The organism is Phreatobacter sp. AB_2022a, assembly GCF_026847585.1.
Lineage (GTDB): Bacteria > Pseudomonadota > Alphaproteobacteria > Rhizobiales > Phreatobacteraceae > Phreatobacter.
This window is the reverse complement of the sequence record NZ_JAPSET010000065.1, coordinates 1-25,507: the sequence shown is the minus strand read 5'-3', so window position 1 is coordinate 25,507 and position 25,507 is coordinate 1. Positions and strand designations below refer to the sequence as shown.

General features: G+C 71.0%; 20 protein-coding genes. 7 read left to right on the top strand and 13 right to left on the bottom strand.

Annotated elements, in window-relative coordinates; translation table 11 throughout:
• Both OZ671_RS29100 and OZ671_RS29095 read right to left on the bottom strand, forming a co-directional pair.
• Nucleotides 1-3,243 (bottom strand): AsmA family protein (locus tag OZ671_RS29100; RefSeq protein ID WP_268863953.1); only part of this gene is annotated, 3,243 nt, incomplete at its 3' end.
• Between the two features lie 92 nt (nucleotides 3,244-3,335).
• Complete coding sequence (locus tag OZ671_RS29095; RefSeq protein WP_146053157.1) at nucleotides 3,336-4,088, bottom strand: extensin-like domain-containing protein; 753 nt, start codon at nucleotides 4,086-4,088, stop codon at nucleotides 3,336-3,338.
• Between the two features lie 262 nt (nucleotides 4,089-4,350).
• On the opposite strand from OZ671_RS29095, the gene OZ671_RS29090 reads away from it, so the two are divergent.
• The gene (locus tag OZ671_RS29090; protein WP_268863952.1) at nucleotides 4,351-5,163 is read left to right on the top strand and encodes a 3'(2'),5'-bisphosphate nucleotidase CysQ family protein; all 813 of its coding nucleotides are present in this window, start codon (nucleotides 4,351-4,353) and stop codon (nucleotides 5,161-5,163) included.
• Between the two features lie 20 nt (nucleotides 5,164-5,183).
• On the opposite strand, the gene OZ671_RS29085 is transcribed toward OZ671_RS29090, so the two are convergent.
• From OZ671_RS29085 to OZ671_RS29070, 4 genes are read right to left on the bottom strand one after another with little or no spacing between them, the layout of a single operon-like run.
• A complete protein-coding gene (locus tag OZ671_RS29085; protein ID WP_268863951.1) occupies nucleotides 5,184-5,630 on the bottom strand; it encodes a DUF6691 family protein in 447 nt (148 codons plus the stop codon).
• Nucleotides 5,627-6,043, bottom strand: coding sequence for a YeeE/YedE family protein (locus OZ671_RS29080; RefSeq protein WP_268863950.1), 417 nt, complete (start codon nucleotides 6,041-6,043; stop codon nucleotides 5,627-5,629). Before OZ671_RS29080 ends, OZ671_RS29085 begins: the two co-directional genes overlap by 4 nt.
• Nucleotides 6,040-6,387, bottom strand: coding sequence for an ArsR/SmtB family transcription factor (locus OZ671_RS29075; protein WP_268863949.1), 348 nt, complete (start codon nucleotides 6,385-6,387; stop codon nucleotides 6,040-6,042). The genes OZ671_RS29080 and OZ671_RS29075 overlap by 4 nt, the downstream gene beginning before the upstream one ends.
• Nucleotides 6,388-6,391: 4 nt before the next feature.
• On the bottom strand, nucleotides 6,392-7,291 hold the full coding sequence (locus OZ671_RS29070) for an MBL fold metallo-hydrolase (protein WP_268863948.1): 900 nt from the start codon (nucleotides 7,289-7,291) through the stop codon (nucleotides 6,392-6,394).
• Nucleotides 7,292-7,615: 324 nt separating this feature from the next.
• On the opposite strand from OZ671_RS29070, the gene OZ671_RS29065 reads away from it, so the two are divergent.
• Nucleotides 7,616-8,650, top strand: coding sequence for a Fe(3+) ABC transporter substrate-binding protein (locus OZ671_RS29065; RefSeq protein ID WP_268863947.1), 1,035 nt, complete (start codon nucleotides 7,616-7,618; stop codon nucleotides 8,648-8,650).
• 4 nt (nucleotides 8,651-8,654) lie between these two features.
• On the top strand, nucleotides 8,655-10,367 hold the full coding sequence (locus tag OZ671_RS29060) for an ABC transporter permease (RefSeq protein WP_268863946.1): 1,713 nt from the start codon (nucleotides 8,655-8,657) through the stop codon (nucleotides 10,365-10,367).
• Nucleotides 10,368-10,370: 3 nt separating this feature from the next.
• Here OZ671_RS29060 and OZ671_RS29055 read toward each other — a convergent pair whose 3' ends face one another.
• The 3 genes from OZ671_RS29055 to OZ671_RS29045 all read right to left on the bottom strand — a co-directional run bounded on the left by OZ671_RS29055 (nucleotide 10,371) and on the right by OZ671_RS29045 (nucleotide 12,612).
• Nucleotides 10,371-10,691 (bottom strand): AtuA-related protein, encoded by a 321-nt coding sequence (locus OZ671_RS29055; protein WP_268863945.1) that lies wholly within the window; start codon nucleotides 10,689-10,691, stop codon nucleotides 10,371-10,373.
• A gap of 3 nt (nucleotides 10,692-10,694) precedes the next feature.
• Complete coding sequence (locus OZ671_RS29050; protein ID WP_268863944.1) at nucleotides 10,695-12,035, bottom strand: acyclic terpene utilization AtuA family protein; 1,341 nt, start codon at nucleotides 12,033-12,035, stop codon at nucleotides 10,695-10,697.
• A gap of 148 nt (nucleotides 12,036-12,183) precedes the next feature.
• Nucleotides 12,184-12,612, bottom strand: coding sequence for a nucleoside deaminase (locus OZ671_RS29045; RefSeq protein WP_268863943.1), 429 nt, complete (start codon nucleotides 12,610-12,612; stop codon nucleotides 12,184-12,186).
• 131 nt (nucleotides 12,613-12,743) lie between these two features.
• Here OZ671_RS29045 and OZ671_RS29040 point away from each other — a divergent pair, with 131 nt between their 5' ends.
• Nucleotides 12,744-15,440, top strand: coding sequence for a pseudouridine synthase (locus OZ671_RS29040; protein WP_268863942.1), 2,697 nt, complete (start codon nucleotides 12,744-12,746; stop codon nucleotides 15,438-15,440).
• Nucleotides 15,441-15,443: 3 nt separating this feature from the next.
• The gene (rsmD, locus tag OZ671_RS29035; RefSeq protein ID WP_268863941.1) at nucleotides 15,444-15,998 is read left to right on the top strand and encodes a 16S rRNA (guanine(966)-N(2))-methyltransferase RsmD; all 555 of its coding nucleotides are present in this window, start codon (nucleotides 15,444-15,446) and stop codon (nucleotides 15,996-15,998) included.
• Nucleotides 15,999-16,022: 24 nt separating this feature from the next.
• Here rsmD and mscL read toward each other — a convergent pair whose 3' ends face one another.
• Entirely contained in the window at nucleotides 16,023-16,436 is a 414-nt protein-coding gene (mscL, locus tag OZ671_RS29030; protein WP_268863940.1) for a large conductance mechanosensitive channel protein MscL, read from the bottom strand.
• 258 nt (nucleotides 16,437-16,694) lie between these two features.
• Here mscL and OZ671_RS29025 point away from each other — a divergent pair, with 258 nt between their 5' ends.
• Complete coding sequence (locus OZ671_RS29025; protein WP_268863939.1) at nucleotides 16,695-20,237, top strand: hybrid sensor histidine kinase/response regulator; 3,543 nt, start codon at nucleotides 16,695-16,697, stop codon at nucleotides 20,235-20,237.
• Nucleotides 20,238-20,251: 14 nt separating this feature from the next.
• On the opposite strand, the gene OZ671_RS29020 is transcribed toward OZ671_RS29025, so the two are convergent.
• Entirely contained in the window at nucleotides 20,252-21,211 is a 960-nt protein-coding gene (locus OZ671_RS29020) for an alpha/beta hydrolase (RefSeq protein WP_268863938.1), read from the bottom strand.
• A 200-nt stretch (nucleotides 21,212-21,411) separates the two neighbouring features.
• On the opposite strand from OZ671_RS29020, the gene OZ671_RS29015 reads away from it, so the two are divergent.
• Nucleotides 21,412-22,326: a patatin-like phospholipase family protein gene (locus tag OZ671_RS29015; RefSeq protein ID WP_268863937.1), complete on the top strand. Its 915-nt coding sequence runs from the start codon at nucleotides 21,412-21,414 to the stop codon at nucleotides 22,324-22,326.
• A gap of 27 nt (nucleotides 22,327-22,353) precedes the next feature.
• Here the strand turns inward: OZ671_RS29015 and OZ671_RS29010 are convergent, their stop codons facing one another.
• Together OZ671_RS29010 and mutL are read right to left on the bottom strand one after the other, a co-directional pair.
• Entirely contained in the window at nucleotides 22,354-23,448 is a 1,095-nt protein-coding gene (locus OZ671_RS29010) for a serine hydrolase domain-containing protein (protein ID WP_268863936.1), read from the bottom strand.
• A 71-nt stretch (nucleotides 23,449-23,519) separates the two neighbouring features.
• Entirely contained in the window at nucleotides 23,520-25,361 is a 1,842-nt protein-coding gene (gene mutL / locus OZ671_RS29005; protein WP_268863935.1) for a DNA mismatch repair endonuclease MutL, read from the bottom strand.
• Nucleotides 25,362-25,507: the final 146 nt, after the last annotated feature.

The window sequence follows — 25,507 nt, the reverse complement described above, 5'->3', positions numbered from 1 at the left end:
CCGGTCGCTCTCGCGCATTTCGAGGCGCAGCGCCTCGCGCTCGACGAGCCGGAGCCCGAGCCAGCCGGCGACATCCTCCGCGTCGAGCCGCACCGCGGCGGCGGCGAGCGGCCCTTCGATATGGAGACCGACCGGCGGCACGGCATCTGCGCCGGGCGGCGGCTCGGACGCGATGCGCACCTCCGCGTCCAGGTTTCCGGTGCCGAGATCCACGCCGCCACTCCAGCTCACGCGGCCGTTGGCGACGGCAAAGGCCGCCTCGCCGGCCCGCAGGCGCGTGCCGGCGAGGGTCAGCGGCACGTCGAGCGCCGGGAGTTCCACCGGGCGGGCGAGCTCACGCGACATGAGCGCGGCAAAGCCGGCATCGTCCAGCGGCCGGCCGAGATCCTGCGCGACCTCGGCAGCGCGCGTCGCCCGCCGCAGCGCGCCGGGATGGACGCCGGCGACACCGGCACGCGGCCAGGCGTAACGCCCCTCACCGCGCAGGCTGGTCAGCAGTGCCGCCGGGCTCGCCCCCTCGCCGGTCAGCGCGACGGCCAGCGGCCCGGCGCCGGCAGCACCCGGCAGAACCAGCGCGAGCGGCACCCGGTCGAGGCCGACCGTCGCCTGCAGCGCCGTCGCATGGGCGGTCCGGTCGAGCGTGATCTGCCCGGTGGCGCTGCTTCCGCCGAGCCGTGCCGAGATGTCGCGCAGCGCCGTGCGTGCGCCCTGCCGCGACAGCGTCGCGGCAAGCCCCGACAGCGGCGGATAGCCGCCAAGCCCCAGCGTGCCGATGCGCAAGGCGACCTCGCCGTCGACACCATCGACCAGCGTGCGGCTGAAACCGGCATCGGCGGCGCGGCCGGCTTCGGTGTCGATCAGCCAGGCCGGACCGGTCATGAGGCTCATCAGGGCCTCCACGCCGATCGTGCCGAGCTCGAGGCTGCCGATCACCGTGCGCCCGCGGCCAGCCAGTGCCGCCTTCACCTCGGTCGGGCCGATGCGCCCCTCCAGGCCGTCGAGCCGCCAGCCGGCATCGGAAGCTTCGACCCGCATCGCGAGCCGGGCCGCCAGGCTGCCGGCGAGCTCGGAGGGAATGCCGGCGAGCGGCAGGACCGGTGCGAGATCGGGCGCGTTCAAGGAGAGCGCCAGCGCCGTGCGCCCGTCGGTACCGCGGAGGCCGGCGAAACCGGCCAGCACCTCGGCGGCTTCCACCTCGCCTTCGATCGTGACGGGGCCGTTGGCCGGCCTGCCGAGCACGAGCTCGAAGCGCGCCGGCACCGCGGCGGTGCCGAGCGGCACGAGCCCGCCGACGAGGCCGAGCAGCGCGTCGGCGCGGGGCGCCTCCATGACGAGGCTGGTCCGGCCGGCAATGCGCTCGGGGGTGCCAAGGCTGCCGGTGCCGGCGGCATCGAGATGCAGCCACGTCCCGCTGATATGCCCTTCAGCGGCGAGGCCGAGGCTGTTGCCCGGCCCGGCGCGGAAACGGATGCCGAGGTCGGCGCCGCCGAGCCAGGCCGCCCGCTCGGCGACGAACCGGCCGAGCGGCGCAGTCTGCGCATCGCGGCCGAGCAGGGCGACGAGGCCATCGACGCGCTGCGCCGTGATCCGGCCGGCGGCCTCGCCGGTCAAGGGTCCCGAAAGACCGTCGAGATGGCCGCTCACGTCGATGCCGAGGCCGGCGAGGTCGGCAATGGCGAGGCGCTCGGCTCGGACGCCGTGGCCGTCCGAGCGCAACATCAGGTCGAGACCGCGCGCCGACAGGCCGGCCAGCGTCGCTTCGCCCGCCTTCAGCTTGAGCGCGATGTCGGTACCGGGATCGAGCCTTGCGCCGGCGCCGCGCGCGAGCCGCCCGAGCAGGTCGAGATCGAGCATCTCGGCGGCGAGATCAAGCGCGAGCCCGTGCCGGCCGGACGGGGGCATGTCGATGGCGACACGGCCGCGGGCATCGCCCGCCGCCGTCGCGGCCTCCAGCCGATCCAGCACCAGGCGGCCGGGGCCTGCCGTGACGGCGGCGCTCAGGCGGATCGGATCGTCGAGCATGCCGGCAGGCGTCGGCTGGCCGTCGAGCCAGGACATGAGCAGGCCGGGGCGCGCCGCCTGCAGGCCGAGTGTGCCGGCAAAGCCGAGCGCCGGCTTCAGCGTGACGCGTCCCTTCAGCTCCAGCGCCGCCTCGCCTGGCAGGCGGGCGTCAAGCCGCCCAGCGGTCCAGCCGGCGGCGGCGCCGGCAAGATCGGCCCTGACGTCGGAGACGAGGGCGCCGCCAATGGTCAGCCCGCCAATGTCGAGGCCGAGCGTCACGGGCAGATCGGGGCCGGCCAGCGCCGGCGCGGCGGCAAGCAGCGCCGTCAGCACGTCGCGCGGCGTCCGCGGCGCGCCGGCGGTTTCCGTCAGCCGGTCGAGGTCGACCTGCCGTGCCGTGAACACGGCTTCGAGCGCCGGCCTGTCGCCCCAGAGGTAGCGCAGGGAGCCGGTCGCGCGCGCCGCACGCTCGGCGGGGCCAAGCATGGCCTCGGCCCGCTCGAACACCAGGGCATCGGCGGTAGCCGCGGCCGGCCCGGCGATGCGCCAGGGCAGCGAGCCGGCCCGGCCGCTGATGACCACCATGCCGTCGAAGCGCGGATTGCCCGGCCCGCCGGTCTCGCCCTCGGCTTCGAGGGAGAGGCTGCTCAGCGGATCCTGGGCGCGCAGCCGGAGCGCCAGGCCGCCATGTTCGGGAAAGCTCGCCAGCAATTGCACCGGCACGGCCCGCTCGGCCGTCACGGCCTGGCCCTCGAGCCGCACGGGTCCGCGCGTGCCGCGCGACTCGCCCTGCAGCGCAATGCGCTCGGCGATCAGCGTCTGCCGTCCGGAGGCGTCGGCGACCGCCAGGCGGGCGTTCTCCACCGTGATCTCCTCGGCGGCCAGCGCCTGGCGCGGCAGTCCGCCCTCGCGGATGGTCAGATCGACGTCGCGCAGATGCACCGCGGTCAGGGCCACCTCGCCGCGCATGAGCGGCGCCACCCTCAGCTCGCCGCGCAGCCGGCCGATCTTGGCGCCGGTCTCGGCGCTGCCGATGGTCACGTCGCGGGCATCGATCGTGATCGCCGGCAGAAGGCGCACGGACAGGTCGCCGCCGATCGTCACCGGCAGGCCGACTAGCCGGGAGGCTTCGGCTTCGATCAGCGGCTTGTGCCGGGTCCAGTCGATCAGCCACGGACCGGCGAGAGCCGCAAGGATCGCCATGATCAGGGCGATCCCGATGGCGAGAAGCGTGTTCTGCACGATGAACGATCCGGCGAAGGCCTGTCTGACCGCCCGATTCTAGGCGATCGTGGCTGCGATCGGAAGGCCGAAAGCCCTCCGATCGCCCGCCGTCAGCGGATCGGGTTGTCCTGGCGGCCGAATCCCCAGCCGAAGCCGGCGGTGGGCGGCACCAATTGCGGCAGCTGGATCGTTTCCGGCCGCGGCCGGCAGACACGCCGCGTCCAGCGCGCATCGTGGCGGGCGAGGTCCAGGTGGAAATGGTCGTAGTGGAAGGTGTTGTAGCCGGGCCCGAGCACGGTGGTGAAATGGTCGCAGGCGCGAATGAACACCTCGCGCAGGAAACCTGCTTCACGGGTGTCGCCGCGCCAGTCCTGGCGGACCACCACGGTCTGGCCGTTGTTCAACACGAAGGCGAAGACGTCGAGCGCGTTGCCATAGGCGTGTTCGGACATGCGCGCGCGGGAGCCGCCGACCATGCCGCGGCAGGCGAAGGAGCCGGCCTTGACCTCGACGACGGTCGCGCCGAGCCAGCGCTGGGCCGCCGGCTGGACGGCGTTGTCGATCCAGCGGTCGACGGTCGGCACCATCTGGCAGGCGAGCGTCTGGGGGCGGCTGTAGCTCACCGCGCCGTGCGACTGGGCCGCCACCCGCAGCGGATAGTCCATGCCGCAGCCGCCCGGACCGTTGATGGCATTCGTCCGCTGGACGTAGCGCGACATCTGCACCGCGCCCGAGGACATGCAGCGGCTTTCGAGCTCCGAACGCCAGGCCTCGCGCCGCTCATAGGCGAAGCGGCCGCAGGCGGCGAGCGCCAGCCCGACGGCGACGAAAATGCCCCATCGCACCGCCCTGCGGCGGATCAAGTCTCTGCCGTACGCAATACTCACCGGCCCGTCCCGACAATTTGCGAGATGCCCCTAACCCGGCATTCATCATGACCGAGCGAGGTGAACGGCGACCCAACAAATGGGGTTAAGCAGGTCTTAAGGCGGAGGCCCGCCGCGAAACGCTTGCTTTGCCCCGCCGCGCGGCCTAACCGAAGGTTCGGGCAACGGCGCCGGCGGGTCTCGCAGGCCCTCGCGGGGACCGCACGAGCCCGCCCTTTTGCGAAGGCAGTTCGACGGCATGCCCCAGCGCTTCAACGACCCGGCTTTGATGGAGGCCCTCGGCACGCTCGCCGGCGCGGCGGGCGAGCGGATCATGGCCCATCACGGCTGCTCGGCGGCAGCCAAGACCGACGGCTCGCCGGTGACCGCGGCGGACGAGGAGGCCGAAGCCATCATCCTCGCCGGGCTGGCGCAACTCCTGCCGGGCGTGCCGATCCTCGCCGAGGAATCCGCCGCGGCGGGTCGGCTTCCCGACCGCACCGATCTTTTCATCGCCGTCGACCCGCTCGACGGGACGCGCGAATTCCTGGCCGGCAACGGCGAGTTCACCGTCAATATCGCCCTCGTCGCCGGGGGCGAGCCGGTCGCCGGCATCGTCTATGCGCCGGCGCGCCATCGCCTGTGGCTGGGGGCCGCCGGCAAGGCCGAAGCGATGACGCTCGTGCCCGGTGCCGCGATCGCCGCCGCGCAGAACCGCACACCGATCCGCACCCGCCCGGTGCCGGCCGGCGGACCGGTCGCCTTGGTGAGCCGCTCGCATCCCGAGGCGGCGGCCGAGGACTTTCTGGCGCGCCATGGCGTGACGCGCCGGCAGCCGATGGGCTCCTCGCTGAAATATGCGGTTATCGCCGAGGGCGGCGCCGACCTCACGGTCCGCTTCGCGCCGATCACCGAATGGGACATCGCCGCCGGCCACGCGCTGCTGGTCGCCGCCGGCGGCCGGATGGCGATGCCCGATGGCCGGCCGATCAGCTATGGCCGCGCCGAGATCGGCTTCAAGACCGCCTCGTTCCTCGCCTCCAGCGGCGCGCTGAAGCTCTCGGCCGGATAGCGGACGGCGGGTTCGCCATCTCACGGTCCCCCGCCGGCTGGTCGCTCCGGCCCCTTCGCCAGTTGCCCGTGGATCAGCATTCCGGCCAGCATGGCCGCGACGAAGACGGCGGTCGGGGCAAGGCCGAGGACCAGCGACGCCACGGCAGGGCCCGGGCAGAGCCCGGCCATGCCCCAGCCGATGCCGAACAGGGCGGAGCCTGCGACGAGCCGGCCGTCGACAGCGGTCTTCCCCGGCAGTTCGAAGCGCTCGGCGAGCGCCGGCCGCGGCAGGCGGCGACGCGCGAGCGTTGCGAGGCCGGCGACCGCGACGGCGCCGGCCAGCACGAAGGCGAGGCTCGGGTCCCAGGGGCCGGTGATGTCGAGAAAGCCGCGGACGCGGGCCGGATCGAGCATGCCCGACAGGGACAGGCCGAAGCCGAACAGAAGGCCAGAGGCGAGCGCCGCAGCGAGACGGAGCGCGATCATGGCTGGACCCATCCCATGACGAGAACGGTCAGGATGCCGGTGGCGAGGAAGGTCGCGACGGCCGCGAACGAGCGCGGCGACAGGCGGGCGAGCCCGGCAACGCCGTGACCGCTGGTGCAGCCCGAACCGAGCCGGGTGCCAAATCCGACGAGCAGGCCGGCTGCTGCAACCACGGCCAGCGACTGCGTGACATGGACCGCCGGCCAGGCGCCGACGCCAAGGCGATAGGCAAGCGGGCCGGCGAGCAGGCCGAGGACGAAAGCCAGGTTGGCCGCCAGCCGTTCGTCCGGCCTGCGGGCGAGGCCCGCGACAATGCCGCTGATGCCGGCGACGCGGCCGTTGAGCAGCATGAGCAGGGCGACCGACAGGCCGATCAGCAGGCCGCCGGCGAACGAGGCGGCATATCCGGTCATCGGGCGGCCTCCGTACCCCTGGCGATATCGGCGCAGAAGATCGCGTGCAGCGCGCCGACGAGATCGGCTGCCTTGGTGCCGGTCAGCCGATAGAAGATGCGCTTCGACAGCCGGCGCGTCCGGACGATGCCGGCCCGGCGCAGCACGGTGAGCTGCTGCGACAGGGTCGGCTGGTGGATGCCGAGCCGCTGCTCCAGCTCGCCGACCGAAAATTCGCCCTCGACCAGCGTGCAGACGAGCATCAGGCGGTGGCGGTTGGCGAGCGTCTTCAAGAGCTCGGCCACCTCGCCGGCGCGCTCCTGAAGCGGGCTCTCCGTCACGTCGTCCGCGGCATCACCTGTCATGACGTCATCCCCAGGCTGCGCCGGTCAGCGCGTCGAGCGGAAACTTGAGGTAGCGGCGGCCATCGGGTCCAGGTTCCGGCAGGCGGCCGCCGCGAATATTGACCTGAAGCGCGTGCAGGATCAGGCGCGGCATCGGCAAGGTCCGATCGCGCGCCTCGCGCAGGGCGATGAAATCCGCCTCGTTCCGGCCGGCAATGTGGGGGTTGTCGCGCTTCTGCTCGGCGACCGAGCTCTCCCAGCGCGCCGGGCGGCCGCCCGGGCGATAGTCGTGGCCGGTGAACAGCCGCGTCCCGTCCGGCAAGGCCAGGATCGCCTCGATCGAGCGCCAGAGCCGGCGGGCCGAACCGCCCGGGAAATCGGCCCGCGCCGTGCCGCTGTCGGGCATGAACAGGGTGTCGTGGACGAAGGCGGCATCGCCGACCACGTAGGTGACCGAGGCGAGCGTGTGGCCGGGCGAGAACATGACGCGCGCCTCGAGGCTGCCGATCATGAAACGGTCGCCGTCGGCGAAGAGATGGTCCCATTGCGAGCCGTCGACGGCGAGATCGTCGAAGCCGTAGATCTCCTTCCAGAGTGATTGAACGTCGACGATGCCGGCCCCGATCGCCGTCGGCGCGCCGGTCCTCGCCTTCAGATAGGCCGCGGCCGAGAAATGGTCGGCATGGGGGTGGGTGTCGAGGATCCAGGCGACGGTCAGCCGCTTCTGCGCGACATGGGCCAGAATGGCATCGGCGCTGGCGGTCGCCGTCGAGCCGGACTTTTCGTCGAAGTCGAGGACGGGGTCGACGATCGCCGCCATGCCGGTGGCGGGATCGGCCACGACATATTGGACGCTCGACGTCCTCGGCTCGTAGAACGCCGTCACATCGGGCCTGACGGGGCTGGCGGCGGCACGTTCGATCATGATCGGCATTCTCCCCATGCACGTATCGGTCCAGCATACATTATATAATTAAGTAAATTGTATAATATGGCGCGAGCAAGGCGCCCCTCGCGATCGCCCGCAACATCGGCCAGCCGGCTGATCGCACTCATGAATTCCATGTCCCTGGAAACGATCAAAACTGTAGTTTTGAAATATTCCAAAATGTTTTCAGAGGCTTGTACGGGTTGCGGGCCACGTTAGGATGCGGGCTCGAAGCTCCCGGTACGTCACTGCGGGCCGAACCACAGCGCCGCGGCCGCTCCTCCCATGTCGGCCAGCACAAGACCTGGCGGAGACCAGACCATGACTTTCACCACCACCCGTCGCGCAGTTCTCGGCGGCGCCGCGCTCTCGGTCCTCTCCCCGGCGCTGCTGCGCGCCCAGGCGCGCCAGCTCAACCTCTATTCCTCGCGCCATTACGACACGGACGAGGCGCTCTATACCGACTTCACCAAGACGACCGGCATCACCGTCAACCGGGTCGAGGCACAGCCCGACCCGCTGATCGAGCGGATGCGCTCGGAAGGCGCCAATTCCCCGGCCGACGTGCTGATCACCGTCGATGCCGGCCGGATTGAGCGCGCCCGCGAGGCCGGCCTGCTGCAGCCCTTCGCCTCGGAGGCCCTGGCGAGCCGCATTCCCGCGGCCTATCGCGATCCCGAGGGCCACTGGTTCGGCTTCTCGACCCGGGCCCGCGTCTTCCTCGTTTCGCGCGAGCGGGTCGCCGACGGGGCGATCAGGACCTATGAGGACCTCGCCGATCCCAAATGGAAGGGCAAGGTGCTGATCCGCTCCTCGACCAATGTCTACAACCAGTCGCTGACCGGCTCGATCCTCGCGGCTCACGGCGCCGAGAAGACCGAGGCCTGGGCGCGCGGCGTGGTCGCCAACTTCGCCCGTCCGCCGCGCGGCGGCGATACCGACCAGATCAAGGCGGTGGCGGCCGGCGAAGGCGATATCGGCATTGCCAACACCTATTATTTCGGCGCCCTGGCGCGCTCGACCAAGCCGGAGGACAAGGCGATCGTCGAGAAGGTCCGCATCGTCTTCCCGAACCAGGGCGACCGCGGCACCCATGTCAACATTTCCGCCGCCGGCATCGCCCGCCACGCCAAGAATATCGAGGCGGCGCGTGCCTTCCTCGAATATCTCTCGACCCCCGGCGCCCAGCGCTACTTCGCCCATGGCAATTCGGAATATCCGGCGGTGGCCGGCGTCGAATGGCCGGCGGTGCTGACGTCCTGGGGCCAGTTCAAGGCGGACGCGCTGAATGCCGGCGTCTTCGCCCGCAACAATGCGGAAGCGCTGAAGATCATGGACCGCGCCGGCTGGAAGTGACGGCGTGACCGACAGCCTTTTCGATGCCGCGCCCGGCGCGGCACGGCCCGACAGCTGGCGCCCGGCCCCCTTGGCCGGGCGCGGCTTTCTGGTGGCCCTCGCCATTGGCCTCGCCGGTCTCGTCGCCCTGCCGATCCTGGCCGTCGGGACGAGCCTCCTGCGCCCGCCGGGGACCGCGATCGGCCATCTCGCCGAGACCGTGCTGCCGGAGATCCTGCTCAACAGCCTGGGGCTGATGGCCTTCGTCGGCCTGGGCACGGCGGTGATCGGGGTCGGCACCGCATGGCTCGTGACGCTCTGCCGGTTTCCCGGCTCGCGGGCGCTCGAATGGCTGCTGCTCACGCCGCTCGCCATTCCCGCCTATATCATCGGCTACGCCTATACCGACGCACTGGCCTTTGCCGGCCCCGTCCAGTCGTCGCTGCGCACGCTCACCGGCTGGTCGCACGGCGACTACTGGTTCCCGAACGTCCAGTCGCTCTGGGGCGTCAGCACGATGCTGACGCTGGTACTCTATCCTTACGTCTTCCTGCTGGCGCGCGCGGCCTTTCTCGACCAGTCGGTCTGTGTGCTGGAAGCAGCCCGCACGCTCGGAACCGGCCCCTGGGGCGCCTTCTTCCGGGTCGGCCTGCCGATGGCGAGGCCCGCGATCGCCGCCGGCGTGGCGCTGGCGCTGATGGAAGCCCTGGCCGATTTCGGCACGGTGGAATATTTCGGCGTCACCACCTTCACCACGGCGATCTACCGCACCTGGTTCGGCATGGGCGACCGGGTGGCCGCCTCGCAGCTCGCCACCGCCCTGCTCGTCTTCGTGCTGGCGCTGGTGGCAATCGAGCACGGGGCGCGGCGCGGCCGGCGGTTCGGCGGCGGCGTCCGCCGCCACCGGCGCCTGGTGCCGCTGCAGCTGAAACCGCTGGCCGCGGCCGGCGCGATCCTTGCCTGCGCCCTGCCGGTCCTGGCCGGCTTCGCCATTCCGGTCGCGGCGCTGATCAGGCTGCATGCCGATGGCGGCGATCCCCTGCTCGGCGCCCGCTTCCTGACCTATGCCCGCAATTCATTCGTGCTGGCGGGCGCCGCCGCCGTGCTGACCGCAGGGGTCGGCGGCCTCGTCGCCTATGCCGCACGGCTCGCCCCCGGCCTTGCCAGCACGACCGCGATCCGCATCGCCAGCATCGGCTATGCCGTGCCGGGCACGGTGATCGCGGTCGGCATCCTCGTGCCGCTCGGCGCCTTCGACAATGCGCTCGACGGCTGGGCCAGGGCGACTTTCGGCGCGGGCACCGGCCTCGTCCTGTCCGGCACGGCCGTGGCGCTGCTCTACGCCTATCTCGTGCGCTTCCTGGCGGTCGCCGTCGGGCCGGTCGAGGCCGGCCTGCACAAGATCCCCGCAACCTTCGACGCCGCTGCGCGCACGCTCGGCGAGACGCCCTACGGGGTAGCCTTCCGCGTGCACGCGCCGCTGCTGCGCCGTTCGCTTCTGACCGCCGCCCTGGTCGTCTTCGTCGACACCCTGAAGGAGCTGCCGGCAACCCTGATCATCCGGCCTTTCGATTTCGATACGCTTGCCGTGCGCGTCTACAACCTCGCCTCCGACGAGCGGCTCGCCCAGGCCTCGACCGGCGCGCTGGTCATCGTCGCCATCGGGCTCGTGCCGGTGATCCTGATGACGCGGATGATCGCCTGGGAACGCGCGGCGGGCGAACGCTCGGCCTCGTGAGGCTCAGGCATCCTCCACCGGGTCCGGTATATCGAGATCGAGCAGGGCCGAGCTCAGGCCCTTGCCATGGGCGTCGAGCGCCAGGGAGCGGGTGACGCCGCCGCCGAGCGCATCCTCCAGCACGAAGTTCAGCGCGCCGAGGCTCGGAATTTCGTAACGCGTCACCCGGCCGTGGACGATGCCGGTGAAATGGGCGCGCACACGCTCGGCGGTGACATGGCGGACGAGGTGCGGATAGTCGGCCTCGTCGAAGGCGATCAGCGAAATGTTCGATATGTTGCCCTTGTCGCCGGTGCGGGAATGGGCAATGGCGCGCAGCTTCATTGCTCAGGGCTCCAGCATGGTGACGGCGGGCGAGACCTTCGCCTCGGGCAGCAGCACCGAAAGAATCGCCATGACCTCGCGCGCCGACCGCGTCACGCCGCCGCCGCCGGCCGGGCCGTTGGTGTAGAGGGTCTCCACCTCGCCGCCGATCCGCACCGCTTCGGCGAGGCTGTCGGTGCGCCCCGCGACCCTCAGGCGGACCTCGTAAGGCTCGGCCGCGCCGGCCGCCCGCGCCTCGCCATGCAGGGCATCGAGGCCGATCAGGTCGAAGCGCAGCTCGCTCGCCGCGACAGCCGTCAGCGCCAGCCGCTCGCGCACGATGTCACGCGCCAGCCTGGCGCGGCTGAGCGCGCCGGGCCCGGCATAGGAGATCTGGCCTTCGCCGACGAAGCCATCGACATAACCAACCGACACCTTGACGAGGCCGGTCTTCGGCCGGCCGCGCGCGCCTTCGACCCGCACCCGGTCGGGCCCGGCCGGCATGACGCGAACCGCAGAGAAATCGGCGACGACGTCGGGCTGGTAATAGGCCGAGGGGTCGTGCACCTCGTAGAGCACCTGTTCCTTGCAGGTCGCCGGCGTGATCAGGCCGCCACTGCCGTCGACCTTGCCGATGACGATGCCGCCCTCGGCGTCGATCTCGCCGATCGGGAAGCCGAGGCGGGCAAGGTCCGACACGTCCTTGACGCCGGGATCGGCGAAATAGCCGCCGGTGATCTGGCCGGCGCATTCCAGGAGATGGCCGGCGAGCGTGCCCCGGCCGAGCGCGTCCCAATCGTCCAGCGCCCAGCCGAATTCGTGAACCAGCGGCCCGAGATAGAGCGCGGGATCGCCGACCCGGCCGGTGACGACGATGGCGGCGCCCGCCGCCAGGGCCGCGGCGATCGGCGCGGCGCCGAGATAGGCATTCGCCGACACGATGCGGTTGCCGAGCTCGGCCACGGCGAGGCCGGTCTCCAGCGCGCGATAGGTGCCGGCCTTGACCTCGTCCAGGACGTCGTCGCCGGTGACGGCCGCCACGCGCAGATGGCCGAGCCCGAGCGCCCGGGCGGTCTCGCGCGCCTTGGCCGCGGCGGCGAGCGGATTGGCCGCGCCCATATTGGTGACGATCCGGACGCCGCGCGCGGCGGCGGCCGGCAGCACGGCGCGCATGCGCGCTTCGAGCAGCGGGTCGAAACCCGCACCAGGATCCTTCAGGCGGGCGGCCTGCGCCAGCGCGATGGTACGCTCGGCCAGGCATTCGAACACCAGGTAGTCGAGCGCGCCATGTTCGGCGAGTTCGACCGCCGGTTCGATCCGATCGCCGGAATAGCCGGCGCCGGCGCCGATGCGGATGGTTCTCATGCCGTGCCCTGCCTTTGACCGCGCCGATTGCAGCAGCCGGGACGTTGCCTGTCCAGCCGCCGGCGGCAGGGCTGCCGCCCGCCTCATGCCGGATCTGGACGCTCGTTTCGTCCGATATCGAGCCTGGACCGGATGCCGGTTCGCGGTGTCAGCGCCGGCTGCGGAAGAAATCCTTCAGCAAGGCCGCGGCCGCCGTCTCGCCGATGCCGCCATAGACCTCGGGGCGGTGATGGCAGGTGGCGTCGCCGTAGAGCCGGACGCCATGATCGACGGCTCCGCCCTTCGGATCACCCGCGCCGTAATAGAGCCGGCGGATGCGGGCGAAGGATATGGCGCCGGCGCACATCGGGCAGGGCTCGAGGGTGACATAGAGATCGCAGTCGATGAGCCGCTCGGAGCCGAGCGCGGCGGCGGCGGCCCGGATCGCCACGATCTCGGCATGGGCGGTCGGGTCCTTCAGGCCGAGCGTGAGGTTGCCGGCGCGCGCCAGCACGACGCCGTCGCGCACGATCACCGCCCCGACCGGAACCTCGCCGCGCTCGGCGGCGAGCTCGGCCTCCCGCAGCGCAAGATCCATCGGCGTCGGTACGGACTCCCTGCTGTCTCTCGCCATTTCCTTATCGCTGTGCTAAAGGCGCCGGTTCCTGCCGGGGCACCCGGCCGCGCACGCCTGAAGGCGCCGCGACAACCGCTTCTCACGAGATCCCCATGCCCCGCAAGCGCGACGATGATCGTCCGGCCCCGAGCCGGACGCGGAAAACCGTTTCTGAACCGGCCCCGACGAGCGCCGAAACCACCGAAACCGGCAAGGTCAAGGCGACCAAGGCCAAAGCCAAGGCCGTAGCGGCGGACAAGCCGGCCGCCGCCAAAGCGACCAAGACCAAGACCGCGACCAAGACAGCCGTCGCGGTCGCCGCCGAGCCGAAGCCGAAGCGCGCCGCCAAGGCCGCTGTGCCGGACATGGCGAGCGAGCCCGCCCCGAAGCCGAAGCGTGCCAAGAAGGACGCCGTGGCAACCACCGAGACCGTCGAGGCGGCCCCGAAGCGCACGACGCGCAGGGCCGCGGCCGCCCCAGAGGTTGTGGCCGAGGATCCGGTGCCGGCGAAGAAGGCGCGCAAGGCCGCGCCGAAAACCGAAGCCGAGGCCCCGGCCGCCGGGGTCGAGCCGGCCGAGCCCGCGCGCCCGAAGGCCGAAGCCAAGCCGAAGCGCGCGCCGAAGGTGGCCGAAGCGCCGGCCGAGGCGCCTGAATTTCTCGACGACATCGACGAGGATCCGGTGGTCAAGGCGCTTGCCGCCGAGGCCGGTTTCGAGCCCGCAAAGCGTGCCCCGCGCGAGCGCAATGGGGAGCGTGGCCGGTTCGATGATCGCGACGCAAGGCCGGCGCGTGGCGGACGCGACGAGCGCCCGCGCCGCTTCGGTGACCGCGACGAGCGGCCCCGCCGCTTCGGTGACCGCGACGACCGGCCGCGGCGCGACTGGAACGATGTGCGCGGCAATCGCGACCGCAACAGCGTGCCGCGCAGCCGCGACCGCGAGGTCGAGCCGGTCAATCGCGGCGAGGAGCGGATCGCCCGCGTGCTCGCCCGCGCGGGTCTCTGCTCGCGCCGCGAGGCCGAGGAGTGGATCGAGGCCGGCCGGGTCAGCGTCAATGGCGAGGTGCTGACCTCGCCCGCGCTCAACGTCACCCCGCAGGACGTGATCCTGGTCGACGGCGAGAAGCTGCCCGAGCGCGAGCGCACGCGGCTCTGGCTGTTCCACAAGCCGGCGGGCCTGGTCACCACGACCAGCGATCCCGAGGGCCGGCCGACCATTTTCGAGCGCCTGCCCGAAGACCTGCCGCGCGTGATCACCGTCGGCCGACTGGACATCAACACCGAGGGCCTGCTGCTGCTGACCAATGACGGCGGCCTGGCGCGGGTTCTGGCCCTGCCGGCCACCGGCTGGCTCCGCCGCTACCGGGTGCGCGCCCATGGCATCATCGACCAGGCGACGCTCGACCGGTTGCGCGGCGGCATCGAGGTCGACGGCATCGAATACGGACCGATCGAGGCCGAACTCGACCGCGTCCAGGGCACCAACAGCTGGCTGACGCTGTCGCTGCGGGAAGGCAAGAACCGCGAGGTCAAGAATGTGCTCGGCGCCATCGGCCTCGACGTCAACCGGCTGATCCGCGTGTCCTTCGGCCCGTTCCAGCTCGGCGAGCTCGCCGAGGGCGAGGTCGAGGAAATCAAGACGCGGGTGCTGCGCGATCAGCTCGGCGAGGACCTGGCCGAGCTGGCGGGCGTCGAGTTCGACCGCCCGGTGTTCGAGCGGATCGGCGAGCGCGAGGAGCGGCGCAGCCGCGGCGACCGGCCGGCCCGGTTCGAAGCACGCGGCGAGCGGCCGCAGCGCGACATGGGCCGGAGCGACCGGCCGGGCCGGTTCGGCAACCGCGACGACCGACCCTCGCGGTTCGGACGCGACGACGAGCGCGGCGGCCGGTTCGGCCGCGACCGGCGCTTCGAGAGGGACGGCGAGGACGACCGGCCGCGCGGCAAGAGCCCCGAACATCGCTTCGGTTCGCGCGCCCGCATCTGGCGCGATGGCGAGGCGACCGATGCCGGCCCGATCCAGAAGGCGCGGCCCGGCTTCAAGGGCGACCGGGCGCGGAGCGCCCGTGAGGATGGCGAGCGCACGTTCAAGCGCGGCGCGCCGCTGACCGATTCCAAGGGCCGCCGCGTCCGCTTCGAGCGGGTGGGCGGCGACGAGGCGCCGGCGCGCGACCGCGATGCCGGCCGGGACGACCGCGGGTTCCGCGACAGGCCGCGCCGTTTCGAAGAGCGTGGCGACCGCTCGTTCGGCGAGCGGCCTGATCGCGGCTTCAAGCCGCGCGGCGAGCGTTCGTTCGGCGACCGCCCCGACCGGGGCTTCAAGCCGAGGGGCGAGCGCTCGTTCGGCGACCGACCCGACCGCGACTTCAAGCCGAGGGGCGAGCGCTCGTTCGGCGACCGCCCCGACCGGGGCTTCAAGCCGCGCGGCGAGCGCTCGTTCGGCGACCGACCCGACCGCGACTTCAAGCCGAGGGGCGAGCGCTCGTTCGGCGACCGACCCGACCGCGGTTTCAAGCCGAGGGGCGAGCGCGCGTTCGGCGAGCGGCCCGACCGCGATTTCCGCGCGAAGGGCGACCGTCCGTTCGGCAAACGCGACGGCGATCGTCCCGATCGCGACTTCAAGCCGCGCGGCGAGCGCTCGTTCGGCGACCGGCCGAACCGCGGCAAGGACTTCGGCAGCCGGGATTCCGGCGGCAAGGGCTTCGGCGGCAAGCGCGGCGATCGCCCGGGCAGCGACCGGCCGGGTGGCGGCAAGCCGTTCGGCAAGGGGCGTCCGCCCGGCGGCCGGCCGGGTGGAGGCAAGCGGGAGCGCTGAGGCGTGCGCATCGTTGGCGGCCGTTTCAAGGGGCGCACGCTCGCCGGGCCGAAGTCGGACGCCATCCGTCCGACCTCGGACCGCCTGCGCGAAAGCCTGTTCAACGTGCTGGCCCATGGCTATGGCGATGCCTGTGCGGGCGCGCGGGTGATCGACCTGTTCGCCGGCACGGGGGCTCTCGCGCTGGAAGCTCTCTCGCGCGGCGCGGTTTTCGCGGCGCTGGTCGATCAGGGCACGGAAGCCCGCGGCATCATCCGGGGCAATATCGACGCGCTCGGCCTGTCGGGCGTCACCAATGTGCTGAGGCGCGATGCCACCCGTCTCGGGGCGGTCGCGCCCTTCGAGCCGTTCACGCTGATGTTCTGCGATCCGCCCTACGGCAAGGGTCTTGCCGAACGGGCGCTCGCCTCGGCGCGCGACGGCGGCTGGCTCAGCCCCGGCGCGCTCGTCGTCGTCGAGGAGACCGCGGACGCAGCGCTCGACCTGCCCGCCGGCTTCGCCGTCGAGGAACGGCGAAGCGCGGGCGACACCCAGCTCGTCATCGCGCGGCGGGATTGAGCCGGCGGCAGGCGTGCGCGCCGGCTATTTCTTGAGCAGGTCGCGGATCTCGGTGAGCAGCACAATGTCGGCCGGCGGCGCAGCCGGTTCGGCCGGCGCGGCGGCCTGCTGCTTCTTCAGGCGGTTGATCGCCTTGACCAGCAGGAACAGGATCCAGGCGATGATCGCGAAGTTCAGCGCGACGGTGATGAACTTGCCATAGGCGAGGACGGCGCCCTGCTTCTGGGCGTCGACGAGGTTGCCGGCCGTCACGGCCTTGCTCAGCCCGATGAAGTAGTTGGAGAAATCGAGGCCGCCGATGATCGCGCCGATGATCGGCATGAAGATGTCGCCGACCAGCGAATCGACGATCTTGCCGAAGGCCGCGCCGATGATCACGCCGATGGCGAGATCGACGACATTGCCTTTGAGCGCGAACTCCCTGAATTCCTTGAGCATCCAGCCCTCCTGCCGGTGAACGCGGCCAGGCGCGCCGCGCGCCTGGCCGCGCTACGTTTGGCGGATTCGGCGGCACTTGCAACGTGTTATGGCGTGCGGCGGAGCCGGCATTCGGCAACCGCAGAGCCGCCGTGGCGGTACGGCAACGGATATTGGACAGCCGGCGGCCGCCGTGATGAAGTCGGTTTGCCAGCAAAACCGGCGGGTCGCGCCCTGTCGGGCGGACGCGGCGGCGACAGGAAAGGGCCGGGTCAGTCAATGACTTTGGGCTTCGTCATCATCGTCACGGCGCTCGCCTATCTCGGCGGGCTGTTCCTGGTTGCCTATATCGGCGATCGCCTGAAGGCGCAGGGCCGCACCGTCGTCAGCCGGGCCTGGATCTATCCCCTGTCGCTCGCGGTCTACTGCACGTCCTGGACCTTCTTCGGCTCGGTCGGCCTCGCCGCGCGCAGCGGCTTCGATTTCCTGGCGATCTATGTCGGCCCGATCCTGATGTTCGGCCTGTTCTGGCCGCTGGTCACGCGCATGGTGCGCATTGCCAAGACGCAGAACATCACCTCCGTCGCCGACTTCATCGGCGCCCGCTACGGCAAGAGCCAGGCGGTCGCCGCCATGGTCTGCCTGATCGTCACGGTCGGCACGATCCCCTATGTGGCCCTGCAGCTGAAGGCCGTCTCGTCCTCGCTGCTGACCACCATCAAGCCGTCCGACATCGGCAATATCACCCACGACCTGCCGTTCTTCGGCGACCTCGCGCTGCTGGTCGCCATGGCCATGGCCGCCTTCGCCATGCTGTTCGGCACGCGCCATGCCGACGCGACCGAACACCAGGACGGCCTGATGCTGGCGGTGGCGGCGGAATCGCTCGTCAAGCTCGTCTCGTTCCTCGCCATCGGCGTCTATGTGACCTATGTCATGTTCGACGGCTTCGGCGACCTGTTCGCCCAGGCGGTCGCCCGCCCCGCCATTCTCGCCTCGACGCTGCGCTGGCCGGACTTCAGCACGTTCCTGGCGATGAGCGTGCTGGCCTTCGTCTGCTCCATTCTGCTGCCACGCATGTTCCACGTCGTGGTGGTCGAGAGCTATTCGGTCAGCGAGGTCAGGCGCGCGGCCTGGCTGTTCCCGATCTACCTCATCGCGATCAACCTGTTCGTGGTACCGATTGCGCTTGCCGGCCTCATCCTGTTCCCGGCGGGCAGCTTCGACAGCGACATGACGCTGCTGCTGCTGCCGTTGTCGCGCGACAACGGCCTCCTGACGCTCGCCGGCTTCATCGGCGGCCTGTCGGCGGCCACCGCCATGGTCATCGTCGCCTCGGTCGCATTGTCGATCATGATCTCCAACGACGTCGTGATCCCCTCGCTTCTGAAGCTGCGCGGCCAGCTGCCGTCGGACGCGAGCGCCACCGGCGGACGCGGCGATCTCGGATCGACCGTCCTGAAGATCCGCCGCACCATCATCCTGGCCGTGCTGATCGCCGCCTATCTCTATTATCACGTTGCCGGCGACGCCCAGCTCGCCTCGATCGGCCTCCTGTCCTTCGCCGCGGTCACCCAGCTCGCCCCCGCCTTTTTCGGCGGCATGTTCTGGCAACGCGCCAATGCCCGGGGCGCCGCCTGGGGCATGGCGGTGGGCCTCGCCATCTGGACCTATACGCTGCTCGTGCCGATGCTTGCCGAAAGTGGCGGCATCGGCCGCACCCTGGTCGCCTCGGGCCCCCTCGGCATCGCGACGCTGAGACCTCAGGAGCTGTTCGGCCTCACCGGTCTGCCGCCGCTCGCCCATGGCGTGTTCTGGTCGCTGCTGATCAATACCGGCGTCTTCCTGATCGGCTCGCTGTCGCGCCGCCCCATCGCGATCGAGGCGCTGCAGGCCAATATCTTCATGCCGAGCGGGCCCCTGGCCTATGCGCCGAGCTTCCGCCTGTGGCGCTCGGCCGTCACCGTCGACGAGGTGCGCGGCACGGTCAGCCGCTATCTGGGCCCGGAGCGCACCAACGCCGCCTTCGCCAGCTACGCCCGGGAGCGCGGCACGCCGTTCGAAGGCGGCGCCGAGGCCGATATCGAGCTGCTGCGCTATGCCGAGCGTCTGCTGGCCTCGGCCATCGGCACGGCCTCCTCCCGCCTCGTCCTGTCGCTGCTCCTGAAGAAGCGCTCGGTGTCGAGCACCGACGCGCTCAAGCTGCTCGACGATGCCAATGCCGCCATGCAGTACAATCGCGAAGTGCTGCAGACCGCGCTCGAACATGCCCGCCAGGGGGTCAGCGTGTTCGACCGCGACGGCAAGCTGATGGTCTGGAACCGGCCTTTCGCCGAAGTCCTGGCCCTGCCGCCCGAGAGCCTGCATATCGGCGCCGGCTTCGACGCCGTGCTGCGCGGGCTCGCCATGCGCGGCGAGTTCGGCGAAGGCGACGTCGAAACCCTCGTCGCCGAGCGTGCCGAGCGGCTTCTCACCGCCACCGAGCCGCAGATCGAGCGCCTCGCCCGCCTCGGCCTGGTGATCGAGATCCGCGCCGCGCAGCTGCCCGACGGCGGCGTCGTGACCACCTTCACCGATGTCACCGCCAGCGTCGACGCCGCCGACGAGCTCGAACGCGTCAACGAGACGCTGGAGCGGCGCGTGCGCGAGCGTACCGAAGAGCTGACGCGGCTGAACGCGGAGCTGGCGCAGGCGAAGGCCGAGGCGGACGAGGCGAACCTGTCGAAGACGCGCTTCCTGGCGGCGGCAAGCCACGACATCCTGCAGCCGCTGAACGCCGCGCGCCTCTATACGACGAGCCTCGTCGAACGGCGCGGCGACAGCGCCGACGCCGACCTCGTCGACAATGTCGACGCTTCGCTGGAGGCCGTCGAGGAGATCCTCGGCGCACTGCTCGACATATCCAGGCTCGATGCCGGGGCCATGAAGGCGGAGGTGACCAGCTTCCGCATCGACGACCTGTTCCGCCAGCTTGCGGTCGAATTCTCGCCGATCGCCAAGCAGAAGGGCCTCACGCTGACCTTCATTCCGTCGGCGCTGGCCGTGCGCTCGGACCGGCGTCTGTTGCGCCGGCTGCTGCAGAATCTGGTTTCCAACGCGATCAAATATACCGCGCGCGGCGGCGTGCTGGTCGGCTGCCGGCGCCGCGGCAACCGGCTGTCGCTGCAGGTGCACGACAGCGGGCCGGGCATCCCGAACAACAAGCAGCGCATCATCTTCCAGGAGTTCCAGCGCCTCGAACAGGGCGCCAAGGCGGCGCGCGGCCTCGGGCTCGGCCTGTCGATCGTCGAGCGCATCGCCCGCGTGCTCGACCACAGGCTGACCGTGCGCTCGAAGATCGGCAAGGGCTCGGTCTTCGCGGTCGAGGTGCCGGTGGCGCCTGCCCTGCCGGCGGTCGCGGCCGGTCCGGCGCCGACGCCGCTGCCCGCCGCGCCGCTCGACGGGCTGGTGGTGCTCGCCATCGACAACGAGCCGAAGATCCTGGAGGGCATGCGCGCCCTGCTGACCGGCTGGGGCTGCCGGACGCTGACCGCCTCGAGCTGGCGCACGGCCCATGAGGAGCTGAACGAGACCCTGGCGATCCCCGACGTGCTGATCGTCGACTACCATCTCGACGAGGGCAACGGGCTGGACGTCGTCATGCAGCTGCGCTGGCGGTTCGGCGCGAGCCTGCCGGCCATTCTGGTGACCGCCGACCGCACCCCCGAAGTGCGCGACCGCGCGCAGGAGAAGAACGTCTACCTGCTCAACAAGCCGCTGAAGCCCGCCGCGCTGCGGGCGCTGCTCGCCCAGTGGCGGGTGCGCAAGCAGGCGGCGGAATAGCCCGGTATCGGGCGTCAGGCACAGGCCTCGGCGACGAAGCGGTCGATGCGGGCAAGGCACTTGTCGGTGTTGGAGCCCGGGAAGCCGATGAAGACGTGACATCCGGCCGGATAGACTTCGAGACTGGCGCTGTTGCCGGCGCTCGCCCAGCGCGCTGCCATGAACAGGCTGTCGTCGACCAGCGCGTCACGCGTGCCCACAGTGAACAGCGCCGGCGGCATGCCTTTCAGATCGGCATGGAGCGGCGAGATGTCGGGGCTCCTGACGTCGCCGCCGTGCAGCAGGAAGTGGCGGACGAACATTTCGATGTCACGCGTGTTCAGGATCAGCTTTTCCGCGCCGAACCGGCGCGCCGAGGGCGTCAGCGCCAGATCGTAGCAGCCGGCATGGAGGTTGGCGCCCCGGAACGGGGTCAGGCCGTGGCGGTCGCGCAGGCGCAGCAGCGTGACCGCCGACAGATGGGCCCCGGCGCTCTCGCCGCCGATGACCAGGCGATCCGTGCCGAACCGCCGCTTGGCCTCGCGGACGAGCCAGAGCGCGGCGCTTTCGCAGTCGTCCGGCCCCTGCGGATAGGGATGTTCCGGCGCCAGCCGATAGTCCACGGAAATGCAGGCGACGCCCGCCCTGTCGACAAGGCGCTCCAGCGCCATGTCGTGCATGTCGGCGGTACCGACCGTCCAGCCGCCGCCGTGGAGGTGCAGATAAACCCCTTTCGGCCGCGACGGTGCGATGAGGCGCAGCGTGATCGGCCCGTGCTTGCCGTCGATCTCGATCGCCTCGGCGCGCGCGGACACGACGGGCGGCGGAAACGGCCCGTTGCCCTCGCGCCTCAGCTTGCGGATCTCCTCGATCGGCGCGCCCCAGGTGTCCCAGCTCGCCATGCGCTTCAGGATCGCCGCATTGACCGCGAGGGCATCCGCCGGCGCATTGGCCGGATCGAAGGCCGCGGGATCGAACTGAACAGGGCTGGCCATGGCGGGCACCATCTCACGAAGAAAGCCGGACTCGGTACGGCGGAACTTGGAAGGCCGAAACTGGCAAGGCCGGACTTGAAAAGACCGGACTTGCGAAAGGCAGGGCCTTCCCCAAAGGGCTAAGCCAAATGGGCGCCAAGCTCAATCGATCACGCATCCGTCGCTAGCCGGCATCGCTGATCCGCGCTAGCATCGCGGGCGTGGATGACCAGGGTTCCCTTTCCGGCCGCAGGACGGCGGGGTTTCCGGCCGCCCCCTTCGCCCTGGTGCTGGGCGGTGGCGGCGCCAAGGGGCTTGCGCATATCCTCGTCATCGAGGCGCTGGACGAAATGGGCATCCGCCCCGAGGTCGTCGCCGGCAGTTCGATCGGCGCGATCATCGGCGCCTGCTATTGCGCCGGCATGACCGGGCGCGAGATCCGCGCCTATGGCCTCGACATGCTGCAGGTGCGGCCGGACGTGCTGCGCCGGCTGATGTCGGCGCGCGTCGGGCGCTTCGCCGACCTCATCCGCTCCGGCCTGACCAACCCGGTCCTGATCGACCCGGAGCTGTTCCTCCGGGTGTTCCTGCCGCCGGCCGTGCCGGTCCTGCTCGAAGATCTCGCCATTCCGCTGACCGTGGTTGCGACCGACTATCATGCCCGCGTCGACATCGGCTATGCGGACGGGCCGCTGATCCCGGCAGTGGCGGGCTCCATGGCCATCCCCGGCGCGTTCAGGCCGGTCGTCCACGAGGGGCGCGTGCTGGTCGACGGCGGCATCCTCAATCCCGTGCCGGTCGACCGTGTCAGCGCCGACATCGTCCTGGCGGTGGATGTCCTCGACGGCTCGTCCCATTGCGGCGTCATCGACGACACCGTGCCCGGGCCGCTGGACGCCCTGTTCGGCGCGGTCGTGCTGATGATGCAGGCGCTGAGCGGCGCCAAGCTCGCCACGCATCGGCCGACCATCCATCTGAGACCCCCGGTGGAGCAGTTCCGTGTCCTCGATTTCCTGAAGGCCGCGGACATCCTGGCCGCCTGCGAGCCGATCAAGGACGAGGTGAAGCGGCGGCTGACCCTGGCGCTCGGGTCGAGCCCGGCCGAGCTCGTGAACGATGCGATCGCCGATCCGTGACCATGGCGCGGCGCCGGCCGGCCAGCCTCAGACGACGCTCGCCAGCACCACGTCGCGCAAGATGTAGGTCGGCGGCTTCCACTGGTCGGACTGCAGGTAGTTGCCGGCGGTGACGGCGACGACGAGATCCAGCGCGGGGATGACGAACAGCCGCTGGCCACCCTCGCCCATGGCCGACCACATGCGTTCGAGCCGTCCCGGCGCCCAGCCCTTCGGCGCGCCGAAGGCAATGTCGACGATCCACCATTGATAGCCGTAGCGGCGCAATTCGTCGGCGCTGACGATCGGCGTGGTCAGCCGGGCGATCCAGTCGGCCGGGACGACCTGCCGCCCGCCGGCCTTGCCGCCGGCCAGCATCATCGTGCCGATCAGCGCGAGATCGCGCGGCGTCATGCGCGCCCCGGAGGCGGCGAAGGGCTCGCCCCTGGCGGTCGCCGCCCAGCCTGTCGGGCCGAGGCCGAGCGGGTCGAACAGATGCTCGCGCGCGAAGGCATGGACCGACTGGCCGGTTCCCTTGGCGATGATGCGGGCGATGAGCGCCGTCGCGCCGCCCGAATAGGTCCAATAGGCGCCGGGCGGCGTGACGACGCGGCGTTCCAGGATGTAGCGATAGCGGTCAGCCGCCAGATCCATGGCGATCTCGCTGTTGGCCGGATCCGAATAGGGCAGGCTCGACTCGTCCCAGTCCGTGCCCATGGTCATGGTCAGGACGTGCTCGATGGTCAGGCGGTCGCGCCCGGCCGAACGCGCGAGGTCGGCATATTCGGGAAAGACGGAAAACAGCGGCGCCTCCGGCGGCGGCACCTTGCCCTGGCCCAGGGCTATGCCGTAGGCAAGACCGACAATGCTCTTCGAGCAGGAACGGACGTCGTGCAGCGTGCCGGGCCCGAAGACGATGTGGCCGAGATCCTCGCCGCGCGCATTGTCGTGGCCGTCGAAATAGCGCTCGAGCACGATCTGCCCGCCGCGCAGGACGACGACGCCGTGCAGGTTCCAGACGTCGCCATTGGTCAGCGCCCGATCGAGCCGGGCTTCGAGATCGGCAGCAAAACCTGCCGCTTCCGGCGCAACTCTCGGCCAAGCCTCCGCGCGCGCCGGCTTGCCCGTCAAGATCTCGACCATCGGCATCATCCCCAAGCCCGTGATGATACTGCGCCGTGTCGGTTCCTTCGAGCCGACCACGACGATCTTCTCTACCGCCGGCCGAACAGCCGCTCGATGTCGCCGAGCGACAGCGATACCGAGGTCGGGCGGCCATGGTTGCACTGGGCCGAAGCCGGGGTCGCCTCCATCTCGCGCAGAAGGGCGTTCATCTCCGCGGGCTTCAGGAGCCGCCCGGCCCGGACCGAGCCGTGGCAGGCCATGGTCGCGGCGACCGACAGCAGGCGCCGCTCCAGGGGGTCGGTCGTATCCCATTCGGCGAGATGTTCGGCGAGATCGCGGGTCAGGGCCTCGGCGTCGACCTCGCCGAGCAGGGCGGGCGTCTCGCGCACCACGACGGCGCCCGGACCAAAGCCCTCGATGACCAGACCGAAGCGGCCGAGATCATCCGCCCGGCCGAGGAGGCGGGCGGCATCGGCCGGATCGAGCTCGACCACGACCGGGATCAGCAGGGCCTGGCGGGCGATGCCGGTCTCGGCCATCTGCCGCTTCAGGCGCTCGTAGACCAGGCGTTCGTGGGCCGCGTGCTGGTCGACGATGACGAGACCGTCACGGGTCTGGGCCAGGACATAGGTGCCGTGAAGCTGGGCCCGTGCCGCGCCGAGCGGCCGGTCGAGATCGTCGGCTTCCGGTGCCGCCGCGTTCGCCCTCGCATCGGCGCTGGGCGCGAAATCCATGGCGAGGCTCTGCTGGACCAGGCCCGCCTGCGCGGCATCCGGCGCGGCGACGGCGAAGGCCGCCTGGCCCGGCGCGGCGAAACCGCCGGCAGGGCGTGCCGGCGACTGGCGCCAGTCCCAGCCGCGCGGCGGTGCGCCACGGCCGGCCGGCAGGCGGAAGGCCGTGATCGTCGCCGCCCCGATCGTCGAGGCGGTCGTTGGCGCCGCGCGGCCGATGGCATCCCTGATCGCGTTGACGATCAGGCCACGCACCAGCGCGGAATCGCGGAAACGCACCTCGGTCTTGGCCGGATGGACATTGACGTCGACCTCGTGCGGGTCGAGCTCGATGAACAGCGCCACCGCCGGATGGCGATCGCGCGGCATCACGTCGGCATAGGCCCCGCGCAGGGCTCCGAGCACCAGCCGGTCGCGAATCGGGCGGCCGTTGACGAACAGGAACTGGGCCGCGGCGGTCGCCTTGTGGAAGGTCGGCAGACCGGCGAAGCCGAACAGTCTGACACCATGGCGCGACACGTCCAGGGCCATCGCGTTGTCGGCGAAATCGCGGCCCATGACGTCGCCGATCCGGGCGAGCAGCCCGGCTTCGCCGAACGCCTGGGCGGCATAGCTGCGCGTGCCGGCCTCGTCGTCGGCAAGCGAAAAAGCGATCGTCGGATGGGCGAGGCTCAGACGCTTGAAGACGTCGCCGATGGCCGCAGTTTCGGCCCGGTCGCTCTTCAGGAATTTCAGCCGCGCCGGCGTCGCATGGAAAAGATCCTCGACTTCGACGCGCGTGCCGCGGGCGAGCGCCGCGGGCGCGCAGGCTCCCTTGGCTCCAGCGTCGACAGTCAGCGCCCAGGCGTGAGGCTCGTCGGCATGGCGGCTGGTGATGGTCAGCGTCGCCACGGCGCCGATGGAGGGCAGCGCCTCGCCGCGAAAGCCGAGCGTGCGGATATCGAGCAGGTCCTCGCCGGTCAGCTTGGAGGTGGCATGGCGCTCGACGCAGAGCTCGAGATCGGCTCGCACCATCCCCGCGCCATCGTCAGCGACCCGGATCAGGCGCCGACCGCCGCCGCCGATCAGCACGTCGATGCGGGTGGCGCCGGCATCGATGGCGTTCTCGACCAGTTCCTTGACGACCGCGGCCGGCCGCTCGACGACCTCGCCGGCGGCAATTCTGTTGACGACGCCTTCAGGCAGCTGGCGGACGGGCATGGCCCCATCCTAGCGGAACCGCCCCGAGATTCGCACCCCGTCAGCGGGGCGCGCCGTTGCAAAGATGCACGACGTGCCGGCAGCCGGTCAGGACCGGTCGCGGATCAGCGCGCGCAGCCCCTGGCCGATGCCGCCGGCCCGCCGCG

What these genes read in the sequence shown, in the direction of transcription:
- OZ671_RS29025 (WP_268863939.1), top strand. Translation starts at nt 16,695, where the DNA reads ATGACTTTGGGCTTCGTCATCATCGTCACGGCGCTCGCCTATCTCGGC.
- OZ671_RS29065 (WP_268863947.1), top strand. Translation starts at nt 7,616, where the DNA reads ATGACTTTCACCACCACCCGTCGCGCAGTTCTCGGCGGCGCCGCGCTC.
- OZ671_RS29055 (WP_268863945.1), bottom strand. Translation starts at nt 10,691, where the DNA reads ATGAAGCTGCGCGCCATTGCCCATTCCCGCACCGGCGACAAGGGCAAC.
- OZ671_RS29020 (WP_268863938.1), bottom strand. Translation starts at nt 21,211, where the DNA reads ATGGCCAGCCCTGTTCAGTTCGATCCCGCGGCCTTCGATCCGGCCAAT.
- OZ671_RS29070 (WP_268863948.1), bottom strand. Translation starts at nt 7,291, where the DNA reads ATGATCGAACGTGCCGCCGCCAGCCCCGTCAGGCCCGATGTGACGGCG.
- mscL (WP_268863940.1), bottom strand. Translation starts at nt 16,436, where the DNA reads ATGCTCAAGGAATTCAGGGAGTTCGCGCTCAAAGGCAATGTCGTCGAT.
- OZ671_RS29075 (WP_268863949.1), bottom strand. Translation starts at nt 6,387, where the DNA reads ATGACAGGTGATGCCGCGGACGACGTGACGGAGAGCCCGCTTCAGGAG.
- OZ671_RS29090 (WP_268863952.1), top strand. Translation starts at nt 4,351, where the DNA reads ATGCCCCAGCGCTTCAACGACCCGGCTTTGATGGAGGCCCTCGGCACG.
- OZ671_RS29010 (WP_268863936.1), bottom strand. Translation starts at nt 23,448, where the DNA reads ATGGTCGAGATCTTGACGGGCAAGCCGGCGCGCGCGGAGGCTTGGCCG.
- OZ671_RS29045 (WP_268863943.1), bottom strand. Translation starts at nt 12,612, where the DNA reads ATGGATCTTGCGCTGCGGGAGGCCGAGCTCGCCGCCGAGCGCGGCGAG.
- mutL (WP_268863935.1), bottom strand. Translation starts at nt 25,361, where the DNA reads ATGCCCGTCCGCCAGCTGCCTGAAGGCGTCGTCAACAGAATTGCCGCC.
- OZ671_RS29050 (WP_268863944.1), bottom strand. Translation starts at nt 12,035, where the DNA reads ATGAGAACCATCCGCATCGGCGCCGGCGCCGGCTATTCCGGCGATCGG.
- OZ671_RS29080 (WP_268863950.1), bottom strand. Translation starts at nt 6,043, where the DNA reads ATGACCGGATATGCCGCCTCGTTCGCCGGCGGCCTGCTGATCGGCCTG.
- OZ671_RS29085 (WP_268863951.1), bottom strand. Translation starts at nt 5,630, where the DNA reads ATGATCGCGCTCCGTCTCGCTGCGGCGCTCGCCTCTGGCCTTCTGTTC.
- OZ671_RS29040 (WP_268863942.1), top strand. Translation starts at nt 12,744, where the DNA reads ATGCCCCGCAAGCGCGACGATGATCGTCCGGCCCCGAGCCGGACGCGG.